22 protein-coding genes, 1 tRNA gene and 1 pseudogene are annotated in these 19,442 nt (G+C 66.1%); 13 read left to right on the forward strand and 11 right to left on the reverse strand.

Features of this window, described 5'->3' with window-relative positions; genetic code table 11:
- Window positions 1-288: 288 nt before the first annotated feature.
- The 6 genes from CS1BSM3_RS22680 to CS1BSM3_RS22705 all read right to left on the reverse strand — a co-directional run bounded on the left by CS1BSM3_RS22680 (window position 289) and on the right by CS1BSM3_RS22705 (window position 5,354).
- Window positions 289-576, reverse strand: coding sequence for an EF-hand domain-containing protein (locus tag CS1BSM3_RS22680; protein WP_072391284.1), 288 nt, complete (start codon window positions 574-576; stop codon window positions 289-291).
- A 124-nt stretch (window positions 577-700) separates the two neighbouring features.
- Window positions 701-1,081 carry a hypothetical protein gene (locus CS1BSM3_RS22685; RefSeq protein ID WP_072394349.1) on the reverse strand — a complete coding sequence of 127 codons (381 nt, stop codon included), beginning with the start codon at window positions 1,079-1,081 and terminating at the stop codon, window positions 701-703.
- A gap of 154 nt (window positions 1,082-1,235) precedes the next feature.
- Window positions 1,236-1,312: transfer RNA gene (locus tag CS1BSM3_RS22690), tRNA-Met, on the reverse strand.
- Between the two features lie 158 nt (window positions 1,313-1,470).
- A complete protein-coding gene (locus tag CS1BSM3_RS22695) occupies window positions 1,471-2,151 on the reverse strand; it encodes a class I SAM-dependent methyltransferase (RefSeq protein ID WP_244540591.1) in 681 nt (226 codons plus the stop codon).
- An 89-nt stretch (window positions 2,152-2,240) separates the two neighbouring features.
- Complete coding sequence (gene mnmA / locus CS1BSM3_RS22700) at window positions 2,241-3,479, reverse strand: tRNA 2-thiouridine(34) synthase MnmA (RefSeq protein WP_083528822.1); 1,239 nt, start codon at window positions 3,477-3,479, stop codon at window positions 2,241-2,243.
- 180 nt (window positions 3,480-3,659) lie between these two features.
- Window positions 3,660-5,354, reverse strand: a complete 1,695-nt coding sequence (locus CS1BSM3_RS22705) for an FAD-binding protein (RefSeq protein WP_072391286.1) — start codon at window positions 5,352-5,354, stop codon at window positions 3,660-3,662.
- Between the two features lie 96 nt (window positions 5,355-5,450).
- On the opposite strand from CS1BSM3_RS22705, the gene CS1BSM3_RS22710 reads away from it, so the two are divergent.
- A complete protein-coding gene (locus CS1BSM3_RS22710; RefSeq protein WP_072391288.1) occupies window positions 5,451-6,395 on the forward strand; it encodes a tyrosine recombinase XerC in 945 nt (314 codons plus the stop codon).
- Window positions 6,396-6,399: 4 nt separating this feature from the next.
- Here CS1BSM3_RS22710 and CS1BSM3_RS22715 read toward each other — a convergent pair whose 3' ends face one another.
- Window positions 6,400-7,668, reverse strand: coding sequence for a CaiB/BaiF CoA transferase family protein (locus tag CS1BSM3_RS22715; RefSeq protein ID WP_072391290.1), 1,269 nt, complete (start codon window positions 7,666-7,668; stop codon window positions 6,400-6,402).
- 385 nt (window positions 7,669-8,053) lie between these two features.
- Here CS1BSM3_RS22715 and CS1BSM3_RS22720 point away from each other — a divergent pair, with 385 nt between their 5' ends.
- From CS1BSM3_RS22720 to CS1BSM3_RS22735, 4 genes are read left to right on the forward strand one after another with little or no spacing between them, the layout of a single operon-like run.
- Complete coding sequence (locus CS1BSM3_RS22720; RefSeq protein WP_072391292.1) at window positions 8,054-8,806, forward strand: electron transfer flavoprotein subunit beta/FixA family protein; 753 nt, start codon at window positions 8,054-8,056, stop codon at window positions 8,804-8,806.
- Window positions 8,806-9,750, forward strand: coding sequence for an electron transfer flavoprotein subunit alpha/FixB family protein (locus tag CS1BSM3_RS22725; RefSeq protein ID WP_072391294.1), 945 nt, complete (start codon window positions 8,806-8,808; stop codon window positions 9,748-9,750). Before CS1BSM3_RS22720 ends, CS1BSM3_RS22725 begins: the two co-directional genes overlap by 1 nt.
- A gap of 25 nt (window positions 9,751-9,775) precedes the next feature.
- Window positions 9,776-10,699, forward strand: a complete 924-nt coding sequence (locus tag CS1BSM3_RS22730) for a 3-hydroxybutyryl-CoA dehydrogenase (protein WP_072391296.1) — start codon at window positions 9,776-9,778, stop codon at window positions 10,697-10,699.
- 43 nt (window positions 10,700-10,742) lie between these two features.
- A complete protein-coding gene (locus tag CS1BSM3_RS22735) occupies window positions 10,743-11,201 on the forward strand; it encodes a GNAT family N-acetyltransferase (protein WP_072391299.1) in 459 nt (152 codons plus the stop codon).
- A 16-nt stretch (window positions 11,202-11,217) separates the two neighbouring features.
- Here CS1BSM3_RS22735 and CS1BSM3_RS22740 read toward each other — a convergent pair whose 3' ends face one another.
- On the reverse strand, window positions 11,218-12,012 hold the full coding sequence (locus CS1BSM3_RS22740) for a class I SAM-dependent methyltransferase (RefSeq protein ID WP_072391302.1): 795 nt from the start codon (window positions 12,010-12,012) through the stop codon (window positions 11,218-11,220).
- A gap of 77 nt (window positions 12,013-12,089) precedes the next feature.
- A complete protein-coding gene (locus CS1BSM3_RS22745) occupies window positions 12,090-12,728 on the reverse strand; it encodes a VOC family protein (protein ID WP_072391305.1) in 639 nt (212 codons plus the stop codon).
- 241 nt (window positions 12,729-12,969) lie between these two features.
- Here CS1BSM3_RS22745 and rplU point away from each other — a divergent pair.
- From rplU to hisF, 6 genes and pseudogenes are all read left to right on the forward strand, one after another.
- A pseudogene (gene rplU, locus CS1BSM3_RS22750) lies at window positions 12,970-13,284 on the forward strand (50S ribosomal protein L21); the annotation flags it as partial.
- A 72-nt stretch (window positions 13,285-13,356) separates the two neighbouring features.
- Entirely contained in the window at window positions 13,357-13,629 is a 273-nt protein-coding gene (gene rpmA / locus CS1BSM3_RS22755) for a 50S ribosomal protein L27 (protein ID WP_072391312.1), read from the forward strand.
- 38 nt (window positions 13,630-13,667) lie between these two features.
- A complete protein-coding gene (locus CS1BSM3_RS22760; RefSeq protein ID WP_072391315.1) occupies window positions 13,668-14,261 on the forward strand; it encodes a GNAT family N-acetyltransferase in 594 nt (197 codons plus the stop codon).
- Between the two features lie 408 nt (window positions 14,262-14,669).
- Entirely contained in the window at window positions 14,670-15,416 is a 747-nt protein-coding gene (locus CS1BSM3_RS22765; RefSeq protein WP_072391318.1) for a Maf-like protein, read from the forward strand.
- Window positions 15,413-15,643 carry a DNA gyrase inhibitor YacG gene (yacG, locus tag CS1BSM3_RS22770; protein ID WP_072391321.1) on the forward strand — a complete coding sequence of 77 codons (231 nt, stop codon included), beginning with the start codon at window positions 15,413-15,415 and terminating at the stop codon, window positions 15,641-15,643. The genes CS1BSM3_RS22765 and yacG overlap by 4 nt, the downstream gene beginning before the upstream one ends.
- A gap of 83 nt (window positions 15,644-15,726) precedes the next feature.
- Entirely contained in the window at window positions 15,727-16,503 is a 777-nt protein-coding gene (hisF, locus tag CS1BSM3_RS22775; protein WP_072391323.1) for an imidazole glycerol phosphate synthase subunit HisF, read from the forward strand.
- A gap of 120 nt (window positions 16,504-16,623) precedes the next feature.
- On the opposite strand, the gene CS1BSM3_RS22780 is transcribed toward hisF, so the two are convergent.
- Together CS1BSM3_RS22780 and nth are read right to left on the reverse strand one after the other, a co-directional pair.
- Entirely contained in the window at window positions 16,624-17,706 is a 1,083-nt protein-coding gene (locus CS1BSM3_RS22780; RefSeq protein ID WP_083528823.1) for a methyltransferase, read from the reverse strand.
- The gene (gene nth, locus CS1BSM3_RS22785; protein WP_072391329.1) at window positions 17,706-18,476 is read right to left on the reverse strand and encodes an endonuclease III; all 771 of its coding nucleotides are present in this window, start codon (window positions 18,474-18,476) and stop codon (window positions 17,706-17,708) included. Before nth ends, CS1BSM3_RS22780 begins: the two co-directional genes overlap by 1 nt.
- Before the next feature lie 51 nt (window positions 18,477-18,527).
- On the opposite strand from nth, the gene CS1BSM3_RS22790 reads away from it, so the two are divergent.
- Both CS1BSM3_RS22790 and CS1BSM3_RS22795 read left to right on the forward strand, forming a co-directional pair.
- Window positions 18,528-19,016 (forward strand): DUF2244 domain-containing protein, encoded by a 489-nt coding sequence (locus CS1BSM3_RS22790; protein ID WP_072391332.1) that lies wholly within the window; start codon window positions 18,528-18,530, stop codon window positions 19,014-19,016.
- 18 nt (window positions 19,017-19,034) lie between these two features.
- Entirely contained in the window at window positions 19,035-19,418 is a 384-nt protein-coding gene (locus CS1BSM3_RS22795) for a VOC family protein (RefSeq protein ID WP_072391335.1), read from the forward strand.
- Window positions 19,419-19,442 lie beyond the last annotated feature (24 nt).

Here is a 19,442-nt window from a genome sequence, read left to right on the forward strand (position 1 = left end):
AGCAACTTTGGACTTGAAATTCGCTCCCTGCCCCGCCTCGAGGTGAGGCGAATTTCAAGTCCGTTGCTTTAGTGTAAGCTTCTGCATTGCGATCTCCTCGTGATTACCACTGTATGTTGGCTAACCACTCGGAGCGGTGGATGTTCCCCGCAGATCAATTTCGAGATGTTGAAAGTGATTTGTGCACTTGCAGTGCGCGCCACGCCGTTCGGCAGGCTTGCGCCGCCTCAACCGAGTTTCTCGGTTGAGGCAAGCGTGGCAGTGCCGGTCGTGTGATTAAGACAGGGTTCAACCGCCCCTAGGAACTACGGCCATGCAGGCGTCCAGGAACTCCTGGAAACCAATAGGACCTGATAGTCCAAGATCTGTCGGGATGACTGCCCTTGCCGAGGCGAGCTCGTCGCCACTCAGCACGCCGTCACCGTTGCGATCTGCCAATCTGAAATTCGCTATGCACTCCGCTTGGTTGTCCTCCTCACCCGTCGGCTTTGTCTCATTTCCCGGCGTGCCGATCTGGGCAAACGCCGGGCTCATGCAAAGAGTGAGTAACACCGTCGCAACCATAAGCTTCCGCATCTGAGCCTCCACTTGGTTTGGTGCACTGCCAGAACGCAAACCACGTGGGCGACTCAAACGTTGCAGGGCTCACACTAAGGTGATCCTGCGTTAGAACCTCGCGATCGGGATATGGGCTCGGCGCTCAACCTGGAAATTGGATGAGGATGCGCATCTTGAGCAGCCAGGGGAAATAGCGCTGCAGCACCTCGCCGATCGACCAAAGGACGATCATCAGCACGACAAGCGCGGGGAGCGCCGCGAACACCGCCTTCATGAAGAACGCGATGAGGCTCTTGAGCGGCACGTCGATGCGCGTCACGGTGACGCCGTCGCGGGGCGACGACCGCGCCGAATGATCGCGCGTGGCCGCTGCAGGGTCGCTGGCTGCGGCCATTGCCGCCTTGAGCGACGAGGGAAAGCGCTGCCCGTTCGCTTCGCGCTCTCGCGCATCGCGCTCATCCCGAGCGCGTCTGAGCGTGCGCGGCAGGTCGTCGTCCAGCGTCGAAAAATGAGGCTCGGGCATGCCCATCGGACTCCGTAGGGCGAACTGGAAAGTGCTCCTCGCGCGCGGCGATGTACGCGACGCATTGCGCGGAGGCAGGAGATGATTAACGGGCCAATGGGGCTAGATTTGGGTCCGGCTGCGCAAAAGTCCGGCACGAGCATTGCGGTAGGTTTGGTAGCGGGAGGCGGACTCGAACCGCCGACCTAAGGATTATGAGACCTTCGCTCTAACCACCTGAGCTATCCCGCCATAACCGGCGCCCTCGTATAAGGACGCCCCCTCAGTACTGTCAATAGAAGCTGACCAACTTCGCTGATCGAAATCGCGTCTACAGCGCGAACGAGGCCGCAGGCCCTGTACCCACTCGGGGCCGCTGCCAAACTCCGTCTTTTCTCGCCCTGGAAAGCTTACTCGGCCGCGGCCTGCACGACTTCGCGCATCTTCTCGAAGCGCAGCATCGTGAAGAGGCCCCAGGGGCGCAGCGCGCGGCGCCCGACGAGCTTCAGGTTGTCGCAGACCATGACGCGGTCGACGTCGAAGACCGGACGCCAGCCGAGCTTGTCGGCGAACGGCGCCATGCGGCGCTCGACCCAGCCGCGCACGCCCTCTTCCTGGCTGAAGTGGTTGATCAGGATCACCTCGCCGCCGACCTTGCAGACGCGCGCAAGCTCGCGCATGACCTTCTCCGGGTCCGGCACGACGGTCATGACGTACATGGCGACGACCGTATCGAACGCACCCGTCTGGAACGTGAGCTCGCTCGCATCCATCTCATAGAGGCCGGTGACGTTGCCGAGGCCCTCTTCGGCGACCTTCTCGCGTGCCTTGTCGAGCATCTCGGGCGAAAGGTCGATGCCGACGAGCTCCAGATGGCGCCCATAGTCGGGGAGCGACAGGCCGGTGCCTACGCCGACCTCGAGCACCTTGCCGTGGCGCTGATTGATGATCTCGACGGCGTGGCGGCGGCCTTCTGTCGTAAAACGGCCGAACGTATTGTCATACACGGGGGCCCAGCGCCGATAAGCGGTCTTGATGGAAGCCTCGTCCATCTGGGCTGCGGCCGTGCGCCCCGCGGTACTATTCTGCATCACCGACGTTCCTTGCCGATTTTCCGAACGCAACATCGACGTCAATCCTCGTCAATGCACCTAAAAGCGAACCGAGAGTCCGCCGCCCTTCAATTACCGGGCCCGGCCGCAATGGCCGTGCGTGTACCCGCGCTGGTCTCCGCTGTCCGCAGTGCGGCACCGAAGTCCGCCTTATCGATGTCGGCTGATGTCGAAGCAATCCAGCCGCCACCGAGCACGCGCGCCGCTGTTTCGGAAGAATAGAAGACGCACGCTTGCCCCGGAGCCACCCCGAATTCTCCGTCGTCCAGAACAACCGTTGCCGCACGTCCCTCGAGCGAGAGATGCGCAGACATCGGATCTTGAGATGAACGCACGCGTACGCTGACACGTTCCCGCATGGCGCCCCCGCCATCGACCGGCTGATCGCCGAGCCAGTTGACGTCTTTAAGCATAATCGTGCGCACACGCAAGCAGTCTCGCGGACCGACGACGACCTCTGCGCGGCTCGCATCGAGCCGAACGACGTACAGGGGCTCGCGGCCCGTCACCCCGAGCCCGCGGCGCTGGCCGACGGTGAACCCCATGATACCGTCGTGACGGCCGAGCACGCGCCCGTCTACATGAACGACGTTTCCAGGCGTTGCCGCCTCAGGCCTCAGCCTTTCGATGACATCGCTGTAGCGGCCATGCGGCACGAAGCAAATGTCCTGGCTGTCGGCCTTTTCGGCGACCGGCAAAGCGAACGCGCGGGCGAGTTCGCGCACCTCCGACTTCAGCAGGGCGCCAAGAGGGAAGCGCAGGAAGGCCAGCTCGTCGCGCGTCGTGGCAAAGAGGAAGTAGCTCTGGTCGCGGCTGAGATCGGCCGGCCGATAGAGCGTGGGCTGGCCGTCGACGAACCGCCAGTCGACGTAGTGCCCCGTGATCAGAGCTGCAGCGCCGATCTCGCGCGCCGTATCGAGAAGGCCGGAGAACTTGATGTTCTGGTTGCACGACACGCACGGGATCGGCGTCTCGCCGGCGAGGTAACTCTCGGCAAACGGCGCGATGACCGCATCGCGGAAGCGGCGCTCGTAATCGAGCACGTAGTGCGCAATGCCGAGGTGCTCGGCGACGCGGCGGGCGTCGTGAATGTCCTGACCGGCGCAGCAGGCGCCCTTGCGCCCGGTGGCCGCACCATGATCGTAGAGCTGCAGCGTAATGCCGACGACGTCGTAGCCGGCTGCCTTGGCGAGCGCTGCGGCGAGCGAGCTGTCCACGCCCCCCGACATCGCCACGACGACGCGTGCGCCATCGGCGACGCCGTGAAGGCGCCCGAGGCGAGCCGGATCGAGGTTGGCGACAGACATCGGTGAACCGTTCGGATGCCGCAGGACAATTCCGCGGCGGACGCAGCAGGCCTTATACAGCAGGGGCCGCGCGAGAGTGTTGATTTCCGCGCCGCAACATACGTCGTCCGGCCCAGAACAGCAAGGTCGCGCGCCGATTGGCGAAAATGTGGCGGTTGCCAATAAGTTAAGGGCCGGGGATCAATCTTTTCCCACCAGATGCCGCCCGGCGATGTAGCCGAAGGTCAGGGCAGGGCCGATGGTGATGCCCGCGCCTGGGTACGTGCCGCCCATGACGCTCGCCATGTCATTGCCGGCGGCATAGAGCCCAGCGATCGGCTGGCCATCCTTGTCGAGCACCCGCGCAGAGGCATCGGTCCTGAGCCCTGCGAACGTGCCGATGTCGCCGGGGATGAGGCGGACGGCGTAGTAGGGCGGCCGGTCGAGCGGGGCCACGCAGGGGTTCGGAGCGTGGCCAGGCGCGCCATTGAAGCGCTGATAGGCATCCGTGCCGCGGCCGAACTCGCTGTCCTCGCCGCGTCGCGCGCCATCGTTGTACGAGCGGATGGTTGCAGCCAGGCCGGCCGGGTCGATGCCGAGCCGCGCGGCCAGCTCTTCCGGCGTCGCGCCGCTGATGATGTAGCCGCTATCCAGATAGGGCGTGAGGCGCGCAGGGCGAGGCGGCGCCGCACCGAGGCCCCAGCGCCGAATGGCCGTATGGTCGCAGATGTTCCAGCATTCGGTTTGCCGATCGCCGCGGCAGGCCTCGATCATGGCCGGCACGAACACGTGGTACGACTTGGCTTCGTTGACGAAGCGCTTCCCGCGCCGGTCGACAGCGATGTAGCCGGGCTTGCCACGGTCAATGAAATGCGGATAGGGCAGCTTCGTGCCGTCAGGCTGCGGCAGATACGAGACCGGCGTCCACGCGGCCGCGTGGTGCACATCCTCGTGGAAGGCCGCGCCAGCACCCGTCGCGATCCTGATACCATCGCCGCTGTTCGTCGCCGGCGGCAGTGACTGATGCGCGCGGCCGTCCGCGACATGCGCATAGAGCCGCGCCTTGAGTGCCGTATCACCGGCAAATCCACCGCACGCCAGCACCACGCCACGCCGCGCGCGGATCTCCACGTCGCGCCCATCCCTGCGGACGATCGCGCCGGCAATGCGCCCGCCTTCGTGCACCAGTGAGACCAGCGGTGCCTCGAGCCAGAGCGGAATGCCCTTCCCTTGCGCCGCCAATGCGAGCGCCGCGATGAGGCCGTTGCCATTCGTGAGCCGCGTGCCGCGCTTCCAGCCGAGGCGATCGCGGCCATAGCGCGCGAACATCCGCAGGGCATGCCACGCCGATTTTGGCACGCGCAGCATGTTGTAGAGGTGCGGCAGATCCGTGCGCCCGACCATCATGCCGCCGAGCAGCATCATGGACTCAAGCGGCGGGCGAAGCTGATCGAAGCGCTTGCCGAGCTGGCGCCCGTCGAACACATCGGGCGCGAGCGAACGCCCGCCATTCGAGCCGCCGGGCAGCTCCGGCTCGTAGTCCGCCCAGGTCGGCACGAGGCCATAGCGCACGGGCGTATTCGCCTCGAGAAAGGCCAGCATCTCCGGTCCGGTCGCGAGGAAAGCCTCGGCGCGCGCACGATCGAGGCGGTTGCCGGCAATGCTCTCGAGATAGCGCAGCGCCTTTGCCGGGCCGTCCTCGATCCCGGCAGCCTTGGCCTGCGCGCTGCCAGGTATCCAGATCACGCCGGCCGAGTAGCAGGTCGTGCCGCCGAAGAGCGGCTCTTTCTCGACCATGAGCACGTCGAGCCCATGATGGCGGGCCGTGATCGCGGCCGAGAACGCCCCCGCGCCCGAGCCCGCGACGAGCACGTCGCACGCGACCTGATCCTTCACGAATTCCTCCCTCGGCTCTTTGCTTTTAAGCTTTTGTTAACCGAACCAGCCGAGCGCTGGATAGCACAAGTCGCGGACCGGCTGGAGCGCGCCCCTATGCAGGAGAGCGACAAGCTCACGATCGCAGACGACCTCGACGCGGCGCTTACCCGCTGGCGCGAGCACCTCGTCGCGCGCGCCGCCAGCGCGAATACCATCGAGGCCTACGAGCGCGACTGGCGTCAGCTCTGCCGCTGGCTCGCCCATCGCCTTGGCCGCGCGCCGACGCTCGACGACATCCGTGATCTCGAACCGCTGACCTTCCGCGCCTTCCTCGCGCAACGTCGGCGCCTCGGCGTCGAGAACCGCTCGCTCGCGCGCACGATGTCTTCCTTCCGCCAGTTCTTCCGCTGGCTCGAGGCAAGCCAGGACCTGAAAAACCACGCCATTCTCAAGGTCGGAACACCGCGCGTCGCGCGCGGCCTGCCGCGTCCGCTCACGGTTTCCAAGGCCGCGGATGTTGTCGCCGCGGACATGGCCGCCGATCTCGACTGGATCCATGCCCGCGATCTCGCCGTGCTGCTGCTGCTTTACGGTGCGGGTCTGCGCATTTCCGAGGCCTTGGGTCTGACGCTCGCCGATGCGCCGACGCCCGGCCGCGACGCTCTCCGCATTACGGGCAAGGGCGGCAAGGAGCGTCTCGTCCCGATCCTGCCGGCCATTCAGCAGGCGGTCGCGCGCTATCTGGAGCTCTGTCCCTTCGACCTCGAGAGAGACGAGCCGATGTTCCGCGGCGCCAAGGGCAAGCCGCTTTCGCCGCGCATCATCCAGCTTCAGATGGAGCGCCTGCGCGGTGCGCTCGGCCTACCCGAGACGGCAACACCGCATGCGCTGCGCCACTCCTTCGCGACGCATCTGCTCTCGGCGGGCGCCGATCTGCGGCAGATCCAAGAGCTGCTCGGCCACGCCTCGCTTTCGACGACACAGGTCTACACCGAGGTCGACCGCGAGCGTCTGCTGAAGGTCTACGACCTCGCGCATCCCCGGGCGCGCTCCGCCTGAAGTCTCAGACGACGGCGCGCGCGGCCTTCAGCTTCGCGATCTCGCCTTCGTCGAAACCGAACTCGGCAAGCACCTTCGCTGTGTGCTCACCCGTCATCGGCGCGCGCGTGCGCACGCCACCGGGCGTCTCGGAGAGCTTCACGGCCGTGCCCGCCACCTTGAACGTGCGATCGCTCACGCCCGGAAGCTCCACCTCGGCAAGCATGTTGCGCGCGCCGATGTGCGGATCGTCGAAAATCTCGTCGAAACTGCGCACGGGACCGAACGGGATCTTGCCGCCGAGCACTGCGGTGATCTCCGCCTTGGTGCGCGCCGAGGTCCAGTCCGTCACGAGGCCTTCGACTTCCGCGCGCCGGTCGAGACGGTCGCGCGTCAGACGATAGCGCGCATCCTCGGCCAACTCCGGCCGGCCGATCGTCTTCACGAGCAGGCGCCAGAACTCGTCGTGCGGGCAGCCGATCGCCACCCAGCCGTCCTTCGCCGGAAACAGGCCGTACGGGCAGAGCAGCGGATGGCTGTTCCCTTCCGGCCCCGGAGACTTGCCCTCGTAGGAATACTGGAAGACCGGCCGCTCGCAGGCCGCGAGCACGCCATCGACCATGGCCACATCGACGAACTGGCCACGCCCTGTCGCTCGCGCACGATGCAGTGCCGCCAGGATGCCGAAGGCACACTGCATGGCCGGGATGAGATCGCCGACGCCAGGGCCTATTTTCGTCGGCGGCCCACCCGGCGTCGGCGAGGTGATCGCGATGATGCCGCCCATGGCCTGCGCGACGATGTCGTAGGCCGGCCATTCGGCGTAGGGACTGCGCCCCGAGCGCGGATCGCCGAAGCCGCGGATGGTGCCATAGACGAGGCGCGGGTTGATCTCCGCGAGCGTCTCATAGCCGAGCCCGAGCCGCTCCATGACACCCGCGCGGAAGTTCTCGACCAGGATGTCGGCCTTCGCGACGAGGCGCTTCAGGATCCCACGTCCGGCCTCGGACTTGAGATCGATGACGATCGACTCCTTGTTCCGGTTCGTCGAGCCGAAGTAGCCGCCATAGCCGCCTTCCGGCACGCCCACCTGACCCGGCATGAAGGGGCCGAAGAGCCGCGTCGCATCCCCGCCCGGCGGCTCGATCTTGATGACGCGGGCTCCCTGGTCGGCGAGCATCATCGTGACGAACGGCCCCGCCAGCATCTGCGTCAGGTCGAGCACGACGACGTCGCCGAGCGCGCCTGTAGCCTCCTGCCTGCTGCCGTCATCTGCCGCCGCCGCGCCAGCCATGCGATGCTCCTTGGAAGTTGGTGAAGATGTCCGAACGGGCGCCGCCCATTCTCAGAGGGACACTAGGGGGCACGCAGCCTTTTGCGCAATGTTCAGGGCGCCCGCAACGGTGCAGCGCGCCGCCCGCGCAGCGCATGGCAGGATCTGCCTAATTACACGACAAACTGTCGCACGATTGACTTGTAAATTGACACGACCTAGTCTTATTTCGCATCTGCGAGAGGCCGAAATCACCCGGCTTTTGTGCGGACATTCGCAGGCCTCCCGGCCGATTGGCGAAACCGCATTGAACCACTGCGCAATCGGATCGGCACGCCCCGGCAGGTGTGCCTCCGTTATGCCGTTTCGGAGCCGATTTTCCTGAGGTCTGGGGAGCGCTGTATCAATGAAAGTGCTGGTGCCCGTTAAGCGGGTCGTCGACTATAACGTGAAGATCAGGGTCAAGGCCGACGGATCGGGCGTCGAGCTCGCCAACGTCAAGATGTCGATGAACCCGTTCGACGAGATCGCGGTCGAAGAAGCGATCCGCCTCAAGGAAAAGGGTGCCGTCACCGAAATCGTCGCTGTCTCCGTCGGGCCGGCCAAGGCCCAGGAGACCATCCGCACCGCCCTCGCCATGGGCGCGGACCGCGGCATCCTGGTCGAGACCGGCGAGGAGCCCGTCGAGCCGCTCGCTGTCGCCAAGCTGCTGAAGGCCATTGTCGCAGCCGAGCAGCCCGGCCTCGTCATTCTCGGCAAGCAGGCCATCGACGACGACTGCAACCAGACGGGCCAGATGCTCGCCGCCCTCCTCGGCTGGCCGCAGGGCACGTTCGCCTCGAAACTCGCGATCGACGGCAGCACGCTGCACGTCACACGTGAGGTCGATGGCGGTCTCGAGAGCATCAAGCTCAACATGCCGGCCATCGTGACGACGGACCTGCGCCTCAACGAGCCGCGCTATGCCTCGCTGCCGAACATCATGAAGGCGAAGAAGAAGCCGCTCGACACGAAGAAGCCTGCCGATCTCGGGGTCGATGTCGCCCCGCGCCTCAAGGTGCTGAAGACGACCGAGCCGCCGGGCCGCAAGGCCGGTGTGAAGGTCGGGAGCGCGGCCGAGCTGGTCGCCAAGCTCAAGGATGAGGCGGGGGTACTCTGATGGCTGTTCTTCTTGTTGCCGATCATAACAACACCGCGCTCGGAAGCTCGACCGCCAAGGCCATGAGCGCCGCCAAGGCACTCGGCGGCGATGTGCACGTGCTCGTCGCGGGCAGCAACTGCGGTGCAGTTGCCGAAGCCGCGGCGAAGCTCGATGGCGCAGCGAAGGTGCTCGTCGCGGATGCGCCGCAGTTCGCGAACCAGCTCGCCGAGGAAATGTCGGCGCTGATCGTGCCGCTGATGGCCAACTACGACGCCGTGCTCGCGCCGGCGACGGCTTCGGGCAAGAACGTGCTGCCGCGCGTTGCAGCTCTCCTCGACGTCATGCAGCTCTCGGATGTCACCAAGGTCGTATCGGCCGACACGTTCGAGCGTCCGATCTACGCCGGCAACGCCATCCAGACCGTGCAGTCCAGCGAGGCGAAGAAGGTCATCACCGTCCGCACGGCATCCTTCCAGGCTGTCGGCGAAGGCGGCTCGGCATCGATCGAGAAGATCGCGGCGCCGGGGGCCGTCGGCATCTCGACCTTCGACAAAGCCGAGCTTTCCAAGTCCGACCGCCCCGAGCTCACCTCGGCGCGCATCGTCATCTCCGGCGGGCGCGGCATGCAGTCCGGCGAGAACTTCAAGAAGTACATCGAGCCCGTCGCCGACAAGCTCGGCGCGGCCATGGGCGCTTCGCGCGCCGCGGTCGATGCTGGCTTCGTGCCGAACGACTTCCAGGTCGGCCAGACTGGCAAGGTCGTTGCACCGGAGCTCTACGTCGCGGTCGGCATCTCGGGTGCCATTCAGCATCTCGCCGGCATGAAGGACAGCAAGATCATCGTGGCGATCAACAAGGACGCGGAAGCGCCGATCTTCCAGGTGGCCGACTACGGTCTCGTGGCGGACCTCTTTACGGCGCTCCCCGAGCTCGAAGCCGAGCTCACGAAAATCGGCCGCTGATCTGACACGCGAAGGAACGGGCGACATGGACACTGCCGTGAAAACGAAAAAGGCTACCGCCACGCCGCCCGTCACCTTCGTCAAGAAGGTCGGCATCATCGGTGCCGGCCAGATGGGCAACGGGATCGCACACGTCGTCGCCCTCGCGGGCTACAACGTCGTCGTCAACGACTTGAAGAAGGAAGCCTTCGAGAAGGCGCTCGGCACCATCGAGCGCAATCTCGCGCGGCAAGTGAGCCGCGGCCTCGTCACCGAGGGAGACATGAAGGCGACGCTCAAGCGCATCAGCTTTGCGCCGAGCTTCAAGGATCTCGGCGACGCCGATCTCGTCGTCGAGGCCGCAACCGAGGACGAGAGCGTCAAGCGCAAGATCTTCGCCGAGCTCTGTCCGCATCTCAAGAAGGAGGCCATGCTCGCGAGCAATACCTCCTCGATCTCGATCACGCGCCTCGGCGCCTCCACGGACCGTCCCGAGCGATTTATCGGGATGCACTTCATGAACCCGGTGCCGGTCATGCAGCTCGTCGAGCTGATCCGCGGCATCGCCACCGAAGACGAGACATTTTCGCGCGCGCGCCAGTTCGCGGAGAGCCTCGGCAAGACGATCGCGGTCTCGGAAGATTTCCCGGCCTTCATCGTCAACCGCATTCTGCTGCCGATGATCAACGAGGCCATCTACACGCTCTACGAGGGCGTCGGCGGCGTCGAAGCCATAGACAAGGCCATGCGACTCGGCGCCAACCATCCCATGGGGCCGCTCGAGCTCGCCGACTTCATCGGCCTCGACACCTGCCTCTCGGTCATGCAGGTGCTCTACGAGGGCCTCGCCGACACGAAGTACCGCCCCTGCCCGCTGCTCGTGAAGTACGTCGAAGCAGGCTGGCTCGGCCGCAAGACCCAGCGCGGCTTCTACGACTACCGCGGCGAGCATCCCGTCCCCACTCGCTGATCGCTGCAGCTCCGAAGATATCTCTGCGAACACGAGGCCGCCGATGGCTGAGCTGATCGTCCGCGCCGTTCGTCCGGAGGATTATGAGCAGTGGCTTCCGCTGTGGGACGGCTACAACGCCTTCTACGAGCGGGTGGGACCGACGGCGCTGGCGCCCGAGATCACACGTGCCACCTGGCGGCGCTTCTTCGACGCCTATGAGCCCCTGTATGCGCTGGTGGCTGAGTTGGACGGGCGCCTGCTGGGCCTCACGCACTATCTGTTCCATCGGACGACGACGGCCATCGCCCCGCTCTGTTACCTCAACGACCTCTTCACGGCCGAGGCTGCGCGCGGCAAGGGCGTCGGTCGCGCACTGATCGAGGCCGTGTACGAGGAAGCGCGACGGGCGGGCTGCCCGCGCGTCTACTGGCTGACGCACGAGACGAACGCGACCGCGCGCACGCTCTACGACAAGCTCGCGCTCAATCGCGGTTTCATCGTCTACGGGAAGGTTGTCTGAGCGGCGAACGGGACCGCTATGGCGCGGCCGGCTTCCTCACGCGCATATGCAGGAAGATGGGGGCAACGCGCGTATCGGCGACCTCCGGCTCGGCTTGAGCCGTCTCGATGTCCGCGCGCGGCTCGGCGAATTTCTCGATAATCAATCCGGCCGCCACGACGAAGTCGACCCACGCACTCAGCGTCCTGTGAAAGCGCGGCACGCGGAAGGGAGCTACTCTTTCGCGCTCATCGGCGGGCACGCTCCCGAACCACCAGCTCTCCACTTCACCATCCGTACCATCGAAATAGCGGGCGACCTCGACGGCGCGCGGCTGCCCGTCGGCATCGCGCAGGTTGCGGCGGTGCGGCGGCACAAAGCAGGGATGGAGAATGGAGAACTGGAAGAAACCGCCCGGCCGCAGGACGCGCGCCACCTCGCGAAAGGCGAGGTGCTGGTCGGGCATATCCATGAGCGCCATGAACGACGTCGCGAAGTCGAACGAGGCATCGGCAAAGGGCAGCGCCATGCCATCGCCGACCTGAAAATCGATGCCCAGGGGCTCCGCGGCCTCTCGCGCCTGCGCGTGCTGGATGAAGGTCGGTGCGATGTCGACTGCACACATGCGGGCGCCACGCTCCGCGAGCTTGCGGGTATTGGACCCTTCACCGCATCCGACATCCAAGCCGGCTAGGCCCTCGATCGGCGGCAGGATGGAGAGGAATGCCGGCGTGTTCAGCGCGTCGCGATAGACGTCGTATCCCGCGCGGCTGTGTCTCGTCCACGTATCGGCATTGGCCTCCCAATGCGCGGCGACTTCAGCTCGGTCCATCGCAGTTTCTCCGGCTCAGATGCGGGCATCTCGGTGGCGGCCGGCTCCGCGCTCTCCCTCGCGGGCGGCCGCACGTCTCAGGTCAGTTCCTTCAGCCCCATCGGCGTTTCGATCTGCGCGCGATAACGAAGCTTCGGCCCGCGCGTGATCTCAGGCGCGCGATCGATATCGAGTTCTCGGTAAAGCGCTGCGATGGCGTCTGGGTCCGGGTGCGCGAGCGAAAAGGATCGCAGCCGCGCGCCGAGGTCCGCGATTGTCGCCATCGAGCGGGGCTTTCCGCGCCTGTCGATGATGGAGGGCGCCGACCCATCGAGTGGCAGAGAGCCATCTTCAGGGATGGCGAAATCGAACGTCGAATTGATCGCCGGAAGTGGGACCTTCTCACCGAATATGCCGCCGCGGCCTGCAATGACAGCGTCGATGGCGTCCGTCCGCGCGACCCAGACGCGCAGGCGCCGCCCCTCCTCCCAATCGGCCCTGACCTTCCTCTGGTCATCCAGGCCGAACCAGCGCCGCCGGCTCGGCCCATCGGCCTCGGGGTCGAGCGCCACGATCTCCAGATAGACCATATCGCCGAGCTGGATGAGGTGGTTGTACGTGCCCATGTAGCTGTGGCGCTGCCCGAAGGGAACGTCGAGATCGAGGCAGGCCCGGACGTGCGCCACGCCCTCCGCCAAGGTCGGCGCGATGACGGTGAGATGATCCAGTTTCAGCATGGGCCTTTGATGCCGTGGAATGAGCGTCGATGCACTTTTAAAGTGCCGTGACACCTTTAAGTTGACAGTACGAGCGACGTCCAACATAAGACAGGCTTCGCGCGGGGCCGTCCGGCCGCCGTGCTCATGCGCTGTTTGAGGCCTGCCCACTGGTCCCCGCCGGGATCGAAGCTGGGCATCCAAAGTGATCCGGGCACGGCCGGATCCGCCGAAAGACGCGGATAACACAAGGAAGACAAAGATGTACGCAGTCATCAAGACCGGCGGCAAGCAGTACCGTGTGGCGGCCGACGACGTCCTCACCGTCGAGAAGCTCGCCGGTGAGCCGGGTGCCAAGATCGAATTCGGCGAAGTCCTCATGGTCGGCGGCAACGACGCCGGCGTGAAGATTGGCGCGCCTCTCGTCTCGGGTGCCCTCGTCAAGGCCGAGGTCGTCGAGCAGGGCCGCGGCCCGAAGGTCATCGCCTTCAAGAAGCGCCGCCGCAAGAACTCGCGCCGCAAGCGCGGCCATCGTCAGGAGCTGACGACCGTCAAGATCACCGAGATCATCGGCGCCTGAGCGCGCAGCCTCCGCCCTTCGGCGGAGCGCGGGACGCGATCGGCGCAATACAGCGAGGAGACTTAAGTCATGGCACAGAAAAAAGCAGGCGGCTCGTCCCGCAACGGCCGCGATACCGCCGGCCGGCGGCTCGGCGTGAAGAAGTTCGGCGGAGAGAAGGTCATCTCCGGCAACATCATCTGCCGCCAGCGTGGCACGAAGTGGCACCCCGGCACCGGCGTCGGCATGGGGACGGACCACACGATCTTCGCCGTCGTCGACGGCACCGTCGAGTTCGCTACCAAACGCAACAAGCGGATTTACATCTCGGTCCGGCCTGAGAAGGTCGAGGCCGCGGAGTAGACCCGCGCCCGGGATCACGCTCCCCAAGCGGTTCGGCCATGGCGCAGACGCCCGTGCTCAACACCGCGCGATTGACGCTCCGGCCCTTCCGGCTCGGTGATGCGAGCCGCTTCGTCGCTCTTGCGGGCAACCTTGCCGTTGCCCGCATGACGAGCGACATCCCGCACCCTCTGCACATCTGGCAGTGTCGGCGCTGGCTGCGGCAGGCGCGCGGCGAGGTGCGCTTTGCCATCGAGCACGAGGGGCAGCTCATCGGTGGCGTCGGTTACTTTTGTCAACGCACGCGCGTCGGTGAGCTCGGCTTCTGGCTCGGCCAGGACTACTGGGGACAGGGCTTCGCGACCGAGGCCTCACGCGCGGTCGTGACCTATGCCTTCACCGCCGGCAATCTCGAAGCGCTCACCTCGGCGAACTTCATCGACAATCCGGCCTCGGCGCGCATTCTCACGAAGCTCGGCTTCACGGCGAACGGCCGAATGCGCACCCAGAGCGTCGCGCGCGGGCACGAGATCGATTGCACCACGTGGCGGCTCGAGCGCGAGGCCGCGCAGGTGATCTACCGCCTGCCGCCGCAGACGGCCGTCGCTGCCGGCGCATGGATGCGGCTCTTCGCGCGGATATCTGGGCGTTAGATTTTAGTGCCGCGGGCTGCTGGGAAGAGGTGCTGCCGCCTCCAGTCGTAGTGCTATGCCCGCGGCGGCCATGCAGAGAGCGCTCGCGTGCGGCACCGCTTCCCCTTCTCCCCGTGCTTACGGGGAGAAGGTCGGGATGAGGGGCGGGAACTTGCGCGACGTCAGCGTATGCCGCCGCCCCTCACCCTAGCCCTCTCCCCGCTAGAGCGGTGAGAGGGGATGATAGTGCGCCCTCGACTCGCTCCAAGTCGGTAAAAGACGGGGGTTCGGGGGTGTCCCCCGAGCGGGTTACAGGGCATGCGGCCCTGTTCGCGCTGAAAGCGCGATCCCGCACCATCAAACGCCCCCCGCTTGATTTCATCGGCCTGCCGTGGCCATGGTGTCCGGCAACCGCGGAATCTCCCGAAGATGGCGACTACAAAATCAGGGCTCTTCTCTCTGCTCGGCGGCACCCTCGCTCCACAGCGCGAGACGTTGCGTCGCCAGCGAGCGCGCAACAAGCCACAGGGCCGGCGCGCCGATCTCAAGCCGCGCCTCGTGCTGGCGAGCGCTAGTCCGCGCCGCCTCATGCTGCTCTCGCAAGTCGGCATCGAACCCGACGCGCTGCGCCCGGCCTCGATCGACGAAACGCCGCGCAAGGGCGAGATGCCGCGCACGCTCGTGACGCGCCTTTCCCGCGCCAAGGCCGAAGCGGCGCGCGATCTCGTTGCCAATGATGTCGACCTCGCCGACGCCCACATTCTCGCAGCCGACACAGTCGTCGCCGTGGGCCGCCGCATTCTGGTCAAGCCCAAGGATATCGAAGAGGCGCTCGGCTGCCTGAAGCTCCTTTCCGGGCGCGCGCACCGCGTGCTGACCGGCCTCTGCCTGATCACACCCGATGACCGCGTGAAGCTCAAGGTTGTCGATACGCGCGTGCGGTTCCGCCGCCTCTCGACAGAGGACATCCAGAGCTACATCGCCTCGCGCGAATGGCGCGGCAAGGCCGGCGGCTATGCCATCCAGGGCCTTGCCGGTTGCTTCGTGCAGAAGATCGTCGGCTCCTACACCAACGTCGTCGGCCTGCCGCTCACGGAAGTGACGACGCTTCTGACGGGCGAAGGCTTCCCGCTCCACTTCAACTGGCTCAAAGCCGGCGAGCGCGAGACCGAATGAACGAGCGCACACCCAAAGGCGGGCGCTGTCCGATCTGCGGTGCCCCGATCGATCCGGCACTTCGGCCCTTCTGCTCGAAGCGGTGCGCCGACATCGACCTCGCGCGCTGGATGTCGGAGACGTATGTCGTGCCGGGCGGCGGTGCCGATGCCGACGAGGATGGCGACGAGGCAGAAGCGACGCGCGGCGAGCGCGAGGGCGGCGCGCCGCCCGATAAACTGCACTAGCTTTAGACCGCCGGCTTCTGGAAAGAGATGCTCCGCCGCCAGCATGGTGCTATGCCAGCGGGGCGCAATTGCACGAGACCACCATGCTCAAGACCCGCATCATCCCCTGTCTCGACGTCAAGGACGGCCGCGTCGTCAAAGGCGTGAACTTCGTCGACCTGATCGACGCCGGCGATCCCGTCGAGGCGGCCGCGGCCTATGACGCCGCCGGCGCGGATGAGCTCTGCTTTCTCGACATCACCGCGAGCTCGGACAATCGCGAGACCATCTTCGACATTGTCGAGCGCACGGCGGAGCGCTGCTTCATGCCGCTCACGGTCGGCGGGGGCGTGCGCACGGTGGACGACATTCGCCGCCTGCTCACGGCGGGCGCCGACAAGGTCTCGATCAACACCGCAGCCGTGAACCGGCGCGAATTCGTTGCCGAGGGCGCGGATAAATTCGGCGCGCAGTGCATTGTGGTCGCGATCGACGCGAAGAAGGTCTCGGGCGCGGGCGAGGCGGATCGCTGGGAGATTTTCACGCACGGCGGGCGCAAGCCGACCGGTATTGATGCCGTCGCGTATGCGCGCGAGGTCGTGGCGCTCGGTGCCGGCGAGATCCTGCTCACGTCCATGGACCGCGACGGCACGAAGGCAGGCTTCGACATCGCGCTCACGCGCGCGATCTCGGATGCCGTGACCGTGCCGGTCATCGCATCCGGCGGCGTCGGCACGCTCGATCATCTCGTGGACGGCGTGAAGCAGGGGCACGCGAGCGCGGTGCTCGCGGCGTCGATCTTCCATTTCGGCACGTACACGATCGGCCAGGCCAAGCAGCACATGGCCGCGGCCGGCATCAGCGTGCGGCTCGACGGCTAAAGCGTCGAACCTTAAATGCGACCCACGCCTGGGCTGATCTCAAAGTCGCATTTAAGGTTCAAAGACGCTTTAGAGTCATAGTTTTCTAAAGCAACTTTGGACTTGAAATTCACTCCCCGCCTAGCGCCGAGTTGAGGTGAATTTCAAGTCCGTTGCTTTAGCGCGGGCGACATTCCCCGCAATGCCGCGGATGATCTGAAAGCGCCGGTCCTGGGCGACAACCACCGCCTCCTTGAAGGCCGCTTCAAACCACGGCAGGGCGCGAATGCGGCTCTGAATGACGATCTGCAAAATGCCATCCGTCTTCAGCCGAGCCGGCGCGTCCGCGATCAGGCGCTGCAAAAAGGCAAGGCTCTCCTCGACGCCATCATGGATCGGCGGATTCGAGAGAATCGCGTCGTAGCGCGCACGCGGCGCGGCGGCGAGGCCATCACCGCAGATGATCGTAGTGCCGGCGACATTCTCCCGCGCCGCCGCGATCGCAACCGCATCACTGTCGACGAGATCGACCGCCGCGTCGACAAAGCGCTCGTGCACGGCGGCGCCGATATTGCCGTTGCCACAAGCCATATCGAGCACGGCGGCGCCACTGGCGAGCGCGGGCAGATGCTCGAGCAGCATTGCCGTCCCGGCATCGAGCTCTCCCGCCGCGAATACACCCGGATAGCTGATCCAGGGCCGCGCGCGGCCGTTCAGCGTGATCTCGTGAACCTCGCGCCACGCATCGAGTGACGCGCGCAACCCGGGAATGTCCGCGCGCCGTCTCCCGGCTAGCACGCGCGAATGCCGCCGCGTATCGACCGTCACGATGCTTTCGGCAACATCCTCCAGCGCCTTCGCCGCAGACTTCACGCCCTCTGCATTCGCGCCGAACAGCACTATCGCACCGCCGGGCGCTACCACGCTCGCCGCTGCGTGCAGCGCCATGGCGAGCGCGCGCCGATCCTTGCCGAGGCGCACGAACGCGGCTGTGCAATCCGCCACCTGCGGCCACGCCGACGCCGTATCACCGCGCGAAGCAGACCGCCGCCACACCTGCGGCTCGGCCCCGCGCGCGTGCAGCGCGGCAGCAAGCTGGCCCGAACTTTCGTCCACGACGAGCGGGCGGGCACCGGCATCCAGCGCATCGAGCGCCTGCATCACCACCGACGTCGGCGCGTCGGCCGGACCACGAACGAGCGGGCGCGGAGACTGAGCCATCATCAGACCGGGGCCGGCGGTGTCACGGGCAGAATGCGGTCCGGCGCCGTGCAGAGGTCACTCACGATGCACGCCTCGCAGCGCGGGCGCTGTGCCTTGCACACGTAGCGTCCATGCAGGATCAGCCAGTGATGCGCGTGCTGGAGGTATTCCTTCGGAATGCGCTGCATGAGCCCCTCCTCGACGGCGAGTGGCGTCTTGCCCGGTGCAATGCCGAGCCGGTTCGAGACGCGGAAGACGTGTGTGTCCACCGCCATGGTCGGCTCACCGAAAGCGATGTTCAGCACGACGTTCGCGGTCTTGCGGCCGACACCCGGCAGGGCCTCGAGCGCTTCGCGATCGTGCGGCACCTTGCCGCCATGCCCGGCAATGAGCCGCTCGCTCAGCGCGATCACGTTCTTCGCCTTGTTGCGGTAGAGGCCGATGGTCTTGATATACTCGCGCACGCGCTCCTCGCCGAGCGCCACCATCTTCCCGGGCGTATCCGCGATCTTGAAGAGCGGCCGCGTCGCCTTGTTCACGCCCGCATCCGTCGCCTGGGCCGAGAGCACCACCGCCACCAGCAGCGTATAGGCGTTCGTGTGCTCCAGCTCGCCCTCGGGATGGGGATTGGCGGCCGCAAAGCGACGAAAGATCTCGGCGACCGTCGCAGCGTCGACGCGCCCGTTGCGCCGACGCGGCAAGGAACGCGTGCCCTCGCCCGCGGGTTTTGCGGACGAGGCCTGCTTGGTATGGCTGGACTTCGCCGCCGACGACTTTGCAGAGCGGGCCATTGAGGATTAGGCTCCCGTGTTCCGGGGATTTCGGTAGTGGACCGAGCGGTGATGGACGAGAATCCTGCCCAAGCGCAAGAGGGTCGCGGTTTCCGCGCGGTGCTGATGCCGCACCGCTCGCTCTCGCCGCGCGGCTTCTTGTTCCTGATGACCTTCATCGGCGGCGTGAGCTTCGTCGCCGGCATGAGCTTCCTCGCCATGGGGGCCTGGCCGGTCATGGGCTTCTTCGGCCTCGACGCCCTGCTGGTCTATGGCGCCTTCAAGATCAACTATCGCGCCGCCCGTCGCATCGAGGTGGTCGAGATCACCCGCGAGGACCTGAAGCTGATCCGCGTCCAGCCGAACGGCCAGCGCGAGGAAATCGCGCTCAATCCGTACTGGGCGCGCCCACACCTCGCCGAGCGCCCGGACGGCGCCAACCGCCTCTATCTGCGCTCGCACGGGCGCGCCTACGCCGTCGGCAGCTTCCTCACGGACGATGAGCGGCGCGACCTCGCCGATGCCCTTGGCCGGGCCCTCGCGGACGTGCGCGGGCGCTGAGATCATGGACCCGGACGCATGATCGACCATCTTTCCATTGCCGTCCGCGATCTCGAGAAAAGCGCAGCCTTCTACGCCGCCGCGCTCGCGCCGCTGGAGCTCGCCCGCCTCGTCGAGCGGCCGACCCAGGTGGGCTTCGGCAAACGCTATCCCGAGCTCTGGCTGAACGCACGGCCCGCCATGGCGCCCATCGCGGCCGATATCGGCGCCCACATCGCGCTCCGGGCGCCGAGCCCGGAGGCCGTCTCGGCCTTCCACGCGGCCGCGCTCTCGGCCGGCGGCATCTGCGACGGCCCTCCCGGCGATCGCAAGGCCGCCATGACCACCTACTTCGGCGCTTTTGTCCGCGATCCGGACGGCAACCGCATCGAGGCAGTACACTTTCCTCGCCCGGCGGCTTAATCCGTCACACGAATCCGCTCAATT

This window comes from Hyphomicrobium sp. CS1BSMeth3, from assembly GCF_900117415.1.
Classification (GTDB): Bacteria; Pseudomonadota; Alphaproteobacteria; order Rhizobiales; family Hyphomicrobiaceae.

Excerpts from the sequence above, each read along its gene's own strand:
- CS1BSM3_RS22695 (WP_244540591.1), bottom strand. The coding sequence starts at position 2,151 with ATGCAGAATAGTACCGCGGGGCGCACGGCCGCAGCCCAGATGGACGAG.
- rpmA (WP_072391312.1), top strand. The coding sequence starts at position 13,357 with ATGGCACAGAAAAAAGCAGGCGGCTCGTCCCGCAACGGCCGCGATACC.
- CS1BSM3_RS22790 (WP_072391332.1), top strand. The coding sequence starts at position 18,528 with ATGGACGAGAATCCTGCCCAAGCGCAAGAGGGTCGCGGTTTCCGCGCG.
- CS1BSM3_RS22685 (WP_072394349.1), bottom strand. The coding sequence starts at position 1,081 with ATGCCCGAGCCTCATTTTTCGACGCTGGACGACGACCTGCCGCGCACG.
- CS1BSM3_RS22680 (WP_072391284.1), bottom strand. The coding sequence starts at position 576 with ATGCGGAAGCTTATGGTTGCGACGGTGTTACTCACTCTTTGCATGAGC.
- CS1BSM3_RS22730 (WP_072391296.1), top strand. The coding sequence starts at position 9,776 with ATGGACACTGCCGTGAAAACGAAAAAGGCTACCGCCACGCCGCCCGTC.
- CS1BSM3_RS22715 (WP_072391290.1), bottom strand. The coding sequence starts at position 7,668 with ATGGCTGGCGCGGCGGCGGCAGATGACGGCAGCAGGCAGGAGGCTACA.
- CS1BSM3_RS22760 (WP_072391315.1), top strand. The coding sequence starts at position 13,668 with ATGGCGCAGACGCCCGTGCTCAACACCGCGCGATTGACGCTCCGGCCC.
- CS1BSM3_RS22735 (WP_072391299.1), top strand. The coding sequence starts at position 10,743 with ATGGCTGAGCTGATCGTCCGCGCCGTTCGTCCGGAGGATTATGAGCAG.
- hisF (WP_072391323.1), top strand. The coding sequence starts at position 15,727 with ATGCTCAAGACCCGCATCATCCCCTGTCTCGACGTCAAGGACGGCCGC.
- CS1BSM3_RS22720 (WP_072391292.1), top strand. The coding sequence starts at position 8,054 with ATGAAAGTGCTGGTGCCCGTTAAGCGGGTCGTCGACTATAACGTGAAG.
- nth (WP_072391329.1), bottom strand. The coding sequence starts at position 18,476 with ATGGCCCGCTCTGCAAAGTCGTCGGCGGCGAAGTCCAGCCATACCAAG.
- CS1BSM3_RS22780 (WP_083528823.1), bottom strand. The coding sequence starts at position 17,706 with ATGATGGCTCAGTCTCCGCGCCCGCTCGTTCGTGGTCCGGCCGACGCG.
- CS1BSM3_RS22740 (WP_072391302.1), bottom strand. The coding sequence starts at position 12,012 with ATGGACCGAGCTGAAGTCGCCGCGCATTGGGAGGCCAATGCCGATACG.
- mnmA (WP_083528822.1), bottom strand. The coding sequence starts at position 3,479 with ATGTCTGTCGCCAACCTCGATCCGGCTCGCCTCGGGCGCCTTCACGGC.
- CS1BSM3_RS22765 (WP_072391318.1), top strand. The coding sequence starts at position 14,670 with ATGGCGACTACAAAATCAGGGCTCTTCTCTCTGCTCGGCGGCACCCTC.
- CS1BSM3_RS22745 (WP_072391305.1), bottom strand. The coding sequence starts at position 12,728 with ATGCTGAAACTGGATCATCTCACCGTCATCGCGCCGACCTTGGCGGAG.
- CS1BSM3_RS22795 (WP_072391335.1), top strand. The coding sequence starts at position 19,035 with ATGATCGACCATCTTTCCATTGCCGTCCGCGATCTCGAGAAAAGCGCA.
- CS1BSM3_RS22710 (WP_072391288.1), top strand. The coding sequence starts at position 5,451 with ATGCAGGAGAGCGACAAGCTCACGATCGCAGACGACCTCGACGCGGCG.
- yacG (WP_072391321.1), top strand. The coding sequence starts at position 15,413 with ATGAACGAGCGCACACCCAAAGGCGGGCGCTGTCCGATCTGCGGTGCC.
- CS1BSM3_RS22725 (WP_072391294.1), top strand. The coding sequence starts at position 8,806 with ATGGCTGTTCTTCTTGTTGCCGATCATAACAACACCGCGCTCGGAAGC.